This is a genomic window from Crenothrix polyspora (genome assembly GCF_900163755.1).
Classification (GTDB): Bacteria; Pseudomonadota; Gammaproteobacteria; order Methylococcales; family Methylomonadaceae; genus Crenothrix; species Crenothrix polyspora.
In genome coordinates, this window is the sequence record NZ_FUKI01000139.1 from 20,654 (window position 1) to 29,074 (window position 8,421).

An 8,421-nucleotide genomic window follows, 5' to 3' on the forward strand; every position below is an offset into this window, starting at 1 on the left:
CTCAGAAAATAAGCCGCAACAAAACCCGTGGCGGCTCACACTTATTTCTAGCCGCCTAGCACCCTCTGCCGATAAGCTACCGCCATGTCAATCCGCTCAAACAACGCCAGAATATCTTCATCGTTACGGGCAATCTTAACGATGTGTAGACGTTTTTTAGCGTCATAAAAGCGCGGGTCGTAACTCACAAAGTACCAATGTTGGCGCTCGGTAATCATTAAACTGCCCATGATTTGCCAATAGTATTTTGGCTCAACGGCTTTCAGTTCTGCCGCTGTGCTCATCAGGCAATAGCCAAAATGGGTTTTGCTGTTGGGGCACTTCACTTCAATACCGGCATGGTCACCAATCAGGCCATCGGGTGTGCAACCAATCAGGTCAGCCATTAAAATCAGGCGTTGGTTTTCGCCGGTAGCGCTTACGGTGTGGCCGGTGCGTTCTGTAAATGCCACAATGGCTGCTTGCTCGTGGTCTACGCCCCATTGCATGGCGGAACTCACGTAACGATCTGATTCGTCCATTTCGGTTAAGGTTTCTACCGCTTTTTCTATGGCGTAAGACTTTGCGCCTTCGGGTAGTTCTTGTTTGCTTGGGCAGGTCATTAACCTGTGAAATTCAGACGCAGTAAATTTTCCACGCCTGAGTTGTAGCCATTCAGCTCTAATATCTTCGGCGGATTTAATTACCTCGCCGTCTTCCAGGTCGCTTAAGTCGCCCAGGCCGTAATCTTGTTGTCTCATAACTGCCGACCTCCCAAAATGGTGATTCTGAATTTATCCATTGAATTACCGTTTTTGGTGGATTTAAGCCCAATGTATTCCACTTTAATGGGGGTTCTGTTGATAACAACACGGCCACTTTCTATGGCTGATTTAAGATCGGCTACCAGCAATACCGCACCATTTCTAAAGACTTCATAGTAGATTTCGCCAGTTTTGCTTTTCAGCTGCACGGCAATTTCAAAGCATTCCAGCTCTATTTCGGTCACTTCGCCGGTTTTTGGGTCAATGCGGTCGTAGACTGATTTAATGGAACCGATCACTACGCCGCGCAGTTCTTTTAATGCGCCGTCTTTACGCGGCTCCCAATACGTTGACGACACGGGAATTTTTTCATCTTCCAAGGTATCAAGGTCAGGTAGTATGAAAGTTGATGGTGCGTTAACGGTGTATTCTTGTGCGGTTTCCATGATTATTCCCCTAAAAATTGTTTAATTTTATGGATTATTGCGTAAACATCCGATTCAACCTCATTTGAAAATGCAACAGCAATAGGATGCTTAATCGCTCCAAAATTCATTACTTCGGTTAAATCCAAAGCCTTTGCGTAATTGGCAAGGATTGCGTAATCTGGCTCAAGCTCTTTTTTCAAGGCCAGTTTTTCAGCCAGTTCTTTTTCGGCTTGTTCTGTTACATACTTTTCTTGCGCCGCCTTGGCCTCAGCGTCTGCTTTTTCTTTCATATCCTTAGCCAATTTATCGGCCTTGGCTTTAGCTTCCGCCTCTACACGCGCTTTTTCATCCGCTATCGCCTTGGCTTCAGCGTCTGCTTTTTCGTGTGCTGCTTTGGCTATAGCGCGTTGTTGTTCAGCGATTTTAAAGGCTTGTGCTGCTTGCTCGGCTTTCATCTGCGCTATTTCAGCGCGTTGTTGTGCCAGTTCTTCAGCCGCTTTTTTTCTTTCAGCATCCGCAATGGCTTTTGCTGCATCGGCATCGGCTTTAGCAATACGGTCTTTTTCGGTTTGCTCGGCTCTTAACATTGCATTTTCAGCTTCAATCAAGCGCATTTTTTCGGCTTGTTCGGCGGCTTTAGCCTCGGCCTCGGCTTTTATGGCTTCGGCAATCTTGCGCTGTTCTTCTTCGATAAGTGCGCGTTCTTCAGCTTCTTTTTTTGCTTTAATAATCGCCTTTTCGTCATCAACTGCCGCTTTTTCCAGTTTCAATGGATCTTCTATTGACTCCAGCATTAACGTAATGCGTCCAGCTTCTGCATCAATTGCTTTTCCAATGTCTAGCAATGGCTGTTTAAAAATCTTGCGAAACTTTTCAACCGCAACACGTTTTTCTCTCACATCAGCTATTGCCAGCCTAACAATTTCATAACCTTTTGTGTCGCCAGAACCGGCAATTTTAAGGCCGGTATAACGCTCTTTTACATCTTCCAGGCCAGCGGCAACGGCATTGAATTTTGCAGGAATCATTGACGTGATGGTTACAGCGTCTAACAATTCGCCATCTAAAACTTTTTCTTGTAGTGCAGACATGGTTATTCCCCTAAAATTTAATTGATGACTGTAATAATTTTTTAATATGCCCGCTGTAACCAAAGCGAATGGCTTTGACTGTGCGTGCGTTTTGGGCGTTCTGTTGTGTAACAGGGGCGGTGTTGGGAAGTCGCTCTTCTCTGTCTATGGCCGCTATATCTTGTAACAAATCGAAAAACGGTTTGTAAGGTATTAAAAAGTCAATGCTGACTTGCCAGGGCAATAGCTCTATGGGCATAATAATCTCGCTTTATGATGTTGATGACAGTAAAACGCCGCTAAGTCCTGTCCTGCTTAGCGGCTTTTTTTTAAGCTGCAAACCGTTTAAGCACGTCTTTATAAGGGTTTACATACGGGTTTAGCTGTTCTTCCATGTATTCCAACGCCTGACAAACAAGCTCTTCTGTTATAAGTTCTGCTAACCACGCAGGCACTTTTTCTCCGTTGTGTTCTACCGATTTAATCTCGGCGGCGGCTTCCACGCCTGGGTCGTATCGGGTGGGTAATTCTTCTGGTGTGTAGCTAAATTCAACGTCAAAGTCAGCGGTAAAGCCGCCTATTTCTATGGTGGCAACAAATTGGTGTAGGGGTAAGGGCATGGTCTTTCTCCGTGGGGTTGGTGTTCTTGCCTAAAGTTTAGATACATTTTGTATCAATGTCAAATACATAATGTATCTTTAACGAAAGCTGCCAAATGTTCCCAAAAAAAGACATTTTTTGTAGTTTTTGTGGTGTTTTGTTAATTATTTTGGTTTTGTGTAATTTTTTTGGTGGGTTGCGACATTGATAAAAACAAAACTGTTTTGTTTCGTTTTTTAGGGGATATTGCCGTGTATAGCTTGTTGACCTATAATAATTATAGGTTATTCCGTGAGAGATTTTAAATGCCTAAAAATGTTGTCAACTTTGATTTAACTGCCCCAGCGGCATTAAAAATTATCCGCCACTTGGCGCAAGAATCCGAGTTGGTGTTTTTGTTGACACATGTCAAAAAGCGTATGAAGCAACGGCATATCACGATTGGGCAGATTTTAAGGTGCTTGCTCAAAGGAGAAATAACCGAAGGCCCCTACCGAGAAATAAGTACCGGAAACTGGCGGATGCGTCTTGAGCTGAAAGAGTCTGGGCAACTGGTGACGGTTGTGGCTGAGTTGTATACCGCTGAAAATGGCGAAAAAATTATAATAATAACAACGTTTTAAAAATGGCAAAGGAGGTTTTGTGTACCACTATACTGAATGCGGATTAAACAATATTTACCTGGTCAATGGCTGGCATGAGATTGATACGCCTTATGGCAAGGCCGTATCATTTACAAATGCGGAAGGGTTGGACAAAGCAATTGCCCATTACTTAATTACGCACAAACCCAGGCTCACCGGCAGTGAATTTAGGTTCTTACGCAAGACGTTGGGGTTTTCACAATTGCGGCTTGCAGTATTGATAGGCAATACGGAGCAAGCGGTGGCGTTATGGGAAAAAAAGGGCAATATTCCAAAGTGGGCAAGCAATGTTTTACGCAAGATCGTAGGGGAATATTTGGATGAAAACTATAAGTTGCTGGATATTCTTGAGCGTTTTAGTGATCTGGACAAGCCCGATTTTAAAGCCGAAATGAAGTTTGAGGAATCACAGGCGCAATGGAAGGAGGCGGCTTAGTTAAGAGTAACAACAATGGCGAATTTGCTTTGAGTGGCACGAAGACCATGCCTTAAATGTTGAAATTGTCGATTACCACTGAGGAAAACTGTATGGCTATTCACGTAAATGATTTGGACAAGATAGATTTTTCAGATGTTGCTGATACGCATCTCGGTAAAATGCGCCCGATTCATCCTGGCGAAATACTACGAGAGGAGTTTTTAGCTCCGTTGGGTATGAGTGTTAACGCTTTGGCCATAGCGTTACATGTACCCTCTACCCGTTTGCATGAGATCGTTAAAGAACGAAGAGGTATTACAACCGATACCGCGTTGAGGCTGGCGCGTTATTTTAATATGTCGGCTCAATTTTGGCTTGGCCTACAAACTGCTTATGAATTGCGCCTGGCTAAGCAAAATTTATTACCCACTATTGAGCGCGAGGTTTTACCGCGTGAGGTGGCTTGATAGGCATATTTTGAACACCTAAAAAATGCCAATTTTTTGCAGTTTTTGTGGTGTTTTGTTAAGCATTTTATTTTTGTGTAATTTTTTTGGATGTTGCTGGCGTTGAGGTATTGAAATATTTTCTATATAATAACAACCATGACAACAAAAAAACGCTTTCGCAATAAATACCGCCTGCAATTACGTGAAAACGACCACGAGCCTATGCACGTTCATTTAGTGGGCGGCAATATTAATGCCAAAATAGATTTGGAAACTTTGGAGGTTGTAGCGGGAATGATTCCAGCAAATTTGAAGCACGAAGTCATACCCTGGCTTGTAGAAAATCAAGCGGACTTAATTGAGGAATGGAAAAAATGGCAGCGATGAAGAGACCAAGACTATTAGCGGCAGCCGCTTTACCGGATTACAAATTACGGCTTACTTTTGTAGATAATTCAATATTTACAATATCAATGATCAATGACATTGACAGATGCCAAGGCTTGCATCCACTAAAAAACAGCATCGAATTTTCTAAAGCTATTGTTATTGAAGGCGAAGGCTGGACAGTAGAGTGGCCAGAACTGGATATACAGATTGGCGCTGACACATTGTGGTTAGATGCCCAGGCGCAAAACGCACCCGATGAAAATACGCGGGTATTTGCCCAGTGGCGGGCTAAGTATGGATTGTCATTAGTTGATGCCGCCAAAGCCTTGGGTATGACATCACGCACCATGAGTGCATACGGATCAGGGAAAAGGCCGGTTCCGCTTTATATTGCTTTGGCATGTAAAGGCTGGGAGGTATCTATTAACAAGCAGGATGTCAAGTAGGTAAGGGTACGTAATGGTGGTAATTTACCTAGGTACATACTAAAGTAAGTTATTGAAAATAAATTAAATATTTAGTGTTTTCCTAATTTTCAGTCAAATAAAAAAACATGTCTATTTTTTTGGGTGGACACAGGGAAAAACAAAACAGTTGTGTTGCTTTTTAGTGCAAAAACACAACATAACTGTTATAATTACCCCATGAACTCAAAACAACTTAAAAAATTTCTGGAAGACCAAGGAGCCACTTTTAAGCAAGGCAAGGGTTCGCACTTAAAGGTATTTCTTAACGGCAAACAAACGATACTCCCCATGCACGGCACAGATGAACTGGGTAAAGGTTTAGAAGCCGCCATTAAACGACAACTGGATTTAAAATAGGTGAACAATGTTTGATTACCCTGTACTTCTAACACCCGATAACGGTTCAGTGTTGGTAACTTTCCCTGACATCCCTGAAGCGATTACTTTTGGAATGGATGAAGCAGAGGCGTTACACCATGCGATTGATGCGCTGGAAACCGCGTTATCATTTTATGTTAACGACAGAAGAGCATTGCCAGAGCCATCTGTATTAGCGGGTTATCCGACTGTAAGACCCTCGGCGCTGGAAGGTATTAAATTGGGTGTGTATCAAGAAATGATGCGGCAAGGTATGCGTAAGGCAGAATTGGCGAGGCGATTGGGGTGGAAAGCACCACAGGTTGATCGTTTGTTTGATCTTGGCCATGCTTCACGGTTAGATCAATTGGAAGCGGCAGCCAATATATTAGGTAAGCATATTGAGGTATCGTTGTATTAGTTTCTTTAAAAAGCTAACTTTTTCTGCGTGATAATACTGCCCTGGACAACTAAGGAATCATCAGCAGCGGACAATGGCGCTCGAAAAAGTTGAGCTTTAGGGTTGCTGTTCCGCCTAACGTTTCAACGGCTCGTTCATAACACTTTTCTAGTAACACTTTGTGTGCGGCGGGTTCGCCCGCTTCAATTTCATGGGCTTTGGCTGTCCATTGGTTAAGCTGTTGTTCTGTAAACCCACGCTCCCCTATCAAATCGATTTCATGTTCCAATCTTGCCCATTCTGCGCTTAATTTAACGCTGTCGCGTGCCTTCTGCCCATAGCCAAAGACTAACGACAATGTACTGGCCGTGGTGATAATAGCGGCACACCATTGGATAATGGCTTGATCGGCAACCCGCGCAAAAGCAATTGATCCCGCCAGTATGGAAGCTGCCTTGACGATGCCCTCGCGCACTTCAAAGATGCGTTGACGCTCTTGGTAATACATACGGTTCATGAGCGCACGCACTTTTATATCGTGCCGCCGCTGCCATAAATAGTCAGTATTTTCATTGTCCATTGTGGTGTCCTATTTTGCAGGTGGTGGGGCGGGGGGCGCTTTGGAAGGTCTTGGTGCATGGAACTTTGTCCAGTCAGGGTCATTTGTCATTATATCCTAACTTCAATGGAGGAAAACTACGGCCACAGGTGTATGAATTGGGTTTTCTGCGTTAAATCTTATCCGCCAGCCTGAATATTAACCCAGAAATAAGGGTTATTTGCAGCAATCCAACGGCAACTACCCAACGGATAAGTTCAGCCTTGGTTTCGGCAATATCGCGTTTTAATTCTGATTTAACCAACTCAATTTTTAGTTCAGTTTCCCTAATTCGTGCGTCTAAATTTTTGTTGGTGACTAGGTTATCGAGATCGTGCTCATGGCGCGATTGTTCCATTGCGGTATCAATGGCCTTGGTTATCGCTTCAATTTGTGCGGCGGCTTGCTGCTCAGGAATACCGGCTTCCTTTAATTTTGTAACTAACGCATAGGTATCAATGGCAACGGATGTCATGGTTTATCTCAATTATTGTGCAAAATTTTGTCAGTTAGTTTTAATATTACCCAACAATTTTATAAATAGACGAGCCAACACAATATATTATGATTAAATATACTTTTTTCGCCTGCCTGGCTGTTATGTGCTTATCGGTTATACAGCTTACATTTACTTTTTTTGGCTTTTCTCAGCGTGAGGCCCTACAGGCTGATTTTCTGGCGCTGCAAAAACGTATTTCTGTACTTGAGGCAACGATAGCAAAGAAGCCGTTGCTCCAGCCAGAGTAAAATGTACTGATAATTATTTTCTGTTAAAAACAAACGCTTTAATCAAGGCTGCTGTTGGAATAGCGGCAATTGATGATAAGCAAACAATCAATCCTGCAATTTGGCCTATTAAGTCGCTTGTGAGTACTAAATTGCTTTGCTTGCTTTCGATTAATAATTGTTGCTGTTGCGAATAAATATTGGCATCAATAGCCATTATTTCAATTTTTCGTCGATGCTCAGATTCTTCTTCGGCTATTTTTATAAGTCGTTCTGCTGCACCTGGAACAACCTGATCAATGCCTCGCAATATATCGGGATGAGGGACAGCCCCCTGATAATGCGTAACGGTTTGAGTTGCCGCAATAACACGGTTATTTTGACTTGTTTCGGATACTGGTTTCTTTGCCATACGTATCAATTACTTTGTAAAAATCAGCGCCAATAACCTTCCAATCATTTTCTAATGCTTGCTTAGCCGTTAGATTAGGTGCGGTTATTTGTTCAATTTTACGTTTTGGGGGCGCAGAAAATTGCCCAAATAGCATAAATGGCGCTGATATGCCTTTTAAAAACCCATGAATAAATGCACGTTTAGGTGTGCTTTTAAAATCAATAATTAACATAATTAGCACAAAAATTAATCACAAATTATATACATTAATGCCTTACCTGTCCGGCACACCACTCTACAAAATTACTATTTTTTCTATTACAACAACTTAACCAGGGCGGCAATAATAGCAATCTGGCCTAATGCAAGACCTATAGCCCACTTAACCAATCTGTTTTCTAACTCAAATAACTTCGCATCCAGGTAATCTTTACTAATAGGCTGTGATTCTGCTTGAGCCTCTTGAAAAGCTTCTGCTACCGCTTCGGCTTGGCTTTCTTCAAACCCTGCTTCACGTAGTTTTCTAATGAATTTATGGGTATCGAATGTAATCGTAGCCATGTCTATTTTCCATATACCATTAAGTCAATGCCGCCGCTCCCCCATGCGCCTTTCCACCGGCGGCCTGCTACCTTGGCCTTGCTCATCACGTCTTTCGCCACTTACCCTAGCACCGCTATCTTTTTGATTATCCCCCGAATTAAGTGGCTTGCCCCACTCTCTATTAACTATTTGGT

General features: G+C 42.8%; 18 protein-coding genes. 8 read left to right on the forward strand and 10 right to left on the reverse strand.

Going from position 1 to position 8,421, the window contains the following annotated elements; genetic code table 11:
* Positions 1 to 47 precede the first annotated feature (47 nt).
* The 5 genes from CRENPOLYSF2_RS14015 to CRENPOLYSF2_RS14035 all read right to left on the reverse strand — a co-directional run bounded on the left by CRENPOLYSF2_RS14015 (position 48) and on the right by CRENPOLYSF2_RS14035 (position 2,861).
* Positions 48 to 740, reverse strand: a complete 693-nt coding sequence (locus CRENPOLYSF2_RS14015) for a lambda exonuclease family protein (protein WP_087144573.1) — start codon at positions 738 to 740, stop codon at positions 48 to 50.
* Complete coding sequence (locus CRENPOLYSF2_RS14020; RefSeq protein ID WP_087144574.1) at positions 737 to 1,189, reverse strand: hypothetical protein; 453 nt, start codon at positions 1,187 to 1,189, stop codon at positions 737 to 739. Before CRENPOLYSF2_RS14020 ends, CRENPOLYSF2_RS14015 begins: the two co-directional genes overlap by 4 nt.
* A 2-nt stretch (positions 1,190 to 1,191) precedes the next feature.
* A complete protein-coding gene (locus CRENPOLYSF2_RS14025) occupies positions 1,192 to 2,262 on the reverse strand; it encodes a coiled-coil domain-containing protein (protein ID WP_087144575.1) in 1,071 nt (356 codons plus the stop codon).
* A 10-nt stretch (positions 2,263 to 2,272) separates the two neighbouring features.
* Entirely contained in the window at positions 2,273 to 2,500 is a 228-nt protein-coding gene (locus CRENPOLYSF2_RS14030; protein ID WP_087144576.1) for a hypothetical protein, read from the reverse strand.
* A gap of 70 nt (positions 2,501 to 2,570) precedes the next feature.
* Complete coding sequence (locus CRENPOLYSF2_RS14035; RefSeq protein WP_087144577.1) at positions 2,571 to 2,861, reverse strand: hypothetical protein; 291 nt, start codon at positions 2,859 to 2,861, stop codon at positions 2,571 to 2,573.
* A gap of 285 nt (positions 2,862 to 3,146) precedes the next feature.
* On the opposite strand from CRENPOLYSF2_RS14035, the gene CRENPOLYSF2_RS14040 reads away from it, so the two are divergent.
* The 7 genes from CRENPOLYSF2_RS14040 to CRENPOLYSF2_RS14075 all read left to right on the forward strand — a co-directional run bounded on the left by CRENPOLYSF2_RS14040 (position 3,147) and on the right by CRENPOLYSF2_RS14075 (position 5,987).
* Positions 3,147 to 3,464: a DUF4258 domain-containing protein gene (locus tag CRENPOLYSF2_RS14040; RefSeq protein ID WP_087144578.1), complete on the forward strand. Its 318-nt coding sequence runs from the start codon at positions 3,147 to 3,149 to the stop codon at positions 3,462 to 3,464.
* 19 nt (positions 3,465 to 3,483) lie between these two features.
* Positions 3,484 to 3,921: a hypothetical protein gene (locus CRENPOLYSF2_RS14045; protein ID WP_087144579.1), complete on the forward strand. Its 438-nt coding sequence runs from the start codon at positions 3,484 to 3,486 to the stop codon at positions 3,919 to 3,921.
* Positions 3,922 to 4,013: 92 nt separating this feature from the next.
* On the forward strand, positions 4,014 to 4,370 hold the full coding sequence (locus CRENPOLYSF2_RS14055) for a HigA family addiction module antitoxin (RefSeq protein ID WP_217884120.1): 357 nt from the start codon (positions 4,014 to 4,016) through the stop codon (positions 4,368 to 4,370).
* A gap of 138 nt (positions 4,371 to 4,508) precedes the next feature.
* Entirely contained in the window at positions 4,509 to 4,739 is a 231-nt protein-coding gene (locus CRENPOLYSF2_RS14060) for a DUF4160 domain-containing protein (RefSeq protein WP_087144580.1), read from the forward strand.
* The gene (locus tag CRENPOLYSF2_RS14065) at positions 4,727 to 5,188 is read left to right on the forward strand and encodes a DUF2442 domain-containing protein (protein WP_087144590.1); all 462 of its coding nucleotides are present in this window, start codon (positions 4,727 to 4,729) and stop codon (positions 5,186 to 5,188) included. Before CRENPOLYSF2_RS14060 ends, CRENPOLYSF2_RS14065 begins: the two co-directional genes overlap by 13 nt.
* 198 nt (positions 5,189 to 5,386) lie before the next feature.
* Positions 5,387 to 5,566: a type II toxin-antitoxin system HicA family toxin gene (locus CRENPOLYSF2_RS14070; protein ID WP_087144581.1), complete on the forward strand. Its 180-nt coding sequence runs from the start codon at positions 5,387 to 5,389 to the stop codon at positions 5,564 to 5,566.
* 7 nt (positions 5,567 to 5,573) lie between these two features.
* On the forward strand, positions 5,574 to 5,987 hold the full coding sequence (locus tag CRENPOLYSF2_RS14075) for a type II toxin-antitoxin system HicB family antitoxin (protein WP_087144582.1): 414 nt from the start codon (positions 5,574 to 5,576) through the stop codon (positions 5,985 to 5,987).
* A 49-nt stretch (positions 5,988 to 6,036) separates the two neighbouring features.
* On the opposite strand, the gene CRENPOLYSF2_RS14080 is transcribed toward CRENPOLYSF2_RS14075, so the two are convergent.
* Positions 6,037 to 6,546 carry a hypothetical protein gene (locus CRENPOLYSF2_RS14080; protein ID WP_087144583.1) on the reverse strand — a complete coding sequence of 170 codons (510 nt, stop codon included), beginning with the start codon at positions 6,544 to 6,546 and terminating at the stop codon, positions 6,037 to 6,039.
* 151 nt (positions 6,547 to 6,697) lie between these two features.
* On the reverse strand, positions 6,698 to 7,039 hold the full coding sequence (locus CRENPOLYSF2_RS14085) for a CCDC90 family protein (protein ID WP_087144584.1): 342 nt from the start codon (positions 7,037 to 7,039) through the stop codon (positions 6,698 to 6,700).
* A gap of 89 nt (positions 7,040 to 7,128) precedes the next feature.
* Here CRENPOLYSF2_RS14085 and CRENPOLYSF2_RS14090 point away from each other — a divergent pair, with 89 nt between their 5' ends.
* Complete coding sequence (locus CRENPOLYSF2_RS14090) at positions 7,129 to 7,311, forward strand: hypothetical protein (RefSeq protein WP_087144585.1); 183 nt, start codon at positions 7,129 to 7,131, stop codon at positions 7,309 to 7,311.
* A 13-nt stretch (positions 7,312 to 7,324) separates the two neighbouring features.
* Here the strand turns inward: CRENPOLYSF2_RS14090 and CRENPOLYSF2_RS14095 are convergent, their stop codons facing one another.
* From CRENPOLYSF2_RS14095 to CRENPOLYSF2_RS14105, 3 genes are all read right to left on the reverse strand, one after another.
* Positions 7,325 to 7,702 carry a DUF2335 domain-containing protein gene (locus tag CRENPOLYSF2_RS14095; RefSeq protein WP_087144586.1) on the reverse strand — a complete coding sequence of 126 codons (378 nt, stop codon included), beginning with the start codon at positions 7,700 to 7,702 and terminating at the stop codon, positions 7,325 to 7,327.
* Positions 7,665 to 7,916 (reverse strand): hypothetical protein, encoded by a 252-nt coding sequence (locus tag CRENPOLYSF2_RS14100; protein WP_140396873.1) that lies wholly within the window; start codon positions 7,914 to 7,916, stop codon positions 7,665 to 7,667. The genes CRENPOLYSF2_RS14095 and CRENPOLYSF2_RS14100 overlap by 38 nt, the downstream gene beginning before the upstream one ends.
* Before the next feature lie 86 nt (positions 7,917 to 8,002).
* On the reverse strand, positions 8,003 to 8,245 hold the full coding sequence (locus tag CRENPOLYSF2_RS14105; RefSeq protein ID WP_087144588.1) for a DUF1640 domain-containing protein: 243 nt from the start codon (positions 8,243 to 8,245) through the stop codon (positions 8,003 to 8,005).
* Positions 8,246 to 8,421 lie beyond the last annotated feature (176 nt).

Bases quoted from the DNA above. Each gene is read 5' to 3' on its own strand.
- CRENPOLYSF2_RS14065 (WP_087144590.1), top strand. From the start codon at position 4,727: ATGGCAGCGATGAAGAGACCAAGACTATTAGCGGCAGCCGCTTTACCG.
- CRENPOLYSF2_RS14075 (WP_087144582.1), top strand. From the start codon at position 5,574: ATGTTTGATTACCCTGTACTTCTAACACCCGATAACGGTTCAGTGTTG.
- CRENPOLYSF2_RS14035 (WP_087144577.1), bottom strand. From the start codon at position 2,861: ATGCCCTTACCCCTACACCAATTTGTTGCCACCATAGAAATAGGCGGC.
- CRENPOLYSF2_RS14060 (WP_087144580.1), top strand. From the start codon at position 4,509: ATGACAACAAAAAAACGCTTTCGCAATAAATACCGCCTGCAATTACGT.
- CRENPOLYSF2_RS14040 (WP_087144578.1), top strand. From the start codon at position 3,147: ATGCCTAAAAATGTTGTCAACTTTGATTTAACTGCCCCAGCGGCATTA.
- CRENPOLYSF2_RS14080 (WP_087144583.1), bottom strand. From the start codon at position 6,546: ATGGACAATGAAAATACTGACTATTTATGGCAGCGGCGGCACGATATA.
- CRENPOLYSF2_RS14095 (WP_087144586.1), bottom strand. From the start codon at position 7,702: ATGGCAAAGAAACCAGTATCCGAAACAAGTCAAAATAACCGTGTTATT.
- CRENPOLYSF2_RS14085 (WP_087144584.1), bottom strand. From the start codon at position 7,039: ATGACATCCGTTGCCATTGATACCTATGCGTTAGTTACAAAATTAAAG.
- CRENPOLYSF2_RS14090 (WP_087144585.1), top strand. From the start codon at position 7,129: ATGATTAAATATACTTTTTTCGCCTGCCTGGCTGTTATGTGCTTATCG.
- CRENPOLYSF2_RS14070 (WP_087144581.1), top strand. From the start codon at position 5,387: ATGAACTCAAAACAACTTAAAAAATTTCTGGAAGACCAAGGAGCCACT.
- CRENPOLYSF2_RS14055 (WP_217884120.1), top strand. From the start codon at position 4,014: ATGGCTATTCACGTAAATGATTTGGACAAGATAGATTTTTCAGATGTT.
- CRENPOLYSF2_RS14025 (WP_087144575.1), bottom strand. From the start codon at position 2,262: ATGTCTGCACTACAAGAAAAAGTTTTAGATGGCGAATTGTTAGACGCT.
- CRENPOLYSF2_RS14100 (WP_140396873.1), bottom strand. From the start codon at position 7,916: ATGTTAATTATTGATTTTAAAAGCACACCTAAACGTGCATTTATTCAT.
- CRENPOLYSF2_RS14020 (WP_087144574.1), bottom strand. From the start codon at position 1,189: ATGGAAACCGCACAAGAATACACCGTTAACGCACCATCAACTTTCATA.
- CRENPOLYSF2_RS14105 (WP_087144588.1), bottom strand. From the start codon at position 8,245: ATGGCTACGATTACATTCGATACCCATAAATTCATTAGAAAACTACGT.
- CRENPOLYSF2_RS14030 (WP_087144576.1), bottom strand. From the start codon at position 2,500: ATGCCCATAGAGCTATTGCCCTGGCAAGTCAGCATTGACTTTTTAATA.
- CRENPOLYSF2_RS14015 (WP_087144573.1), bottom strand. From the start codon at position 740: ATGAGACAACAAGATTACGGCCTGGGCGACTTAAGCGACCTGGAAGAC.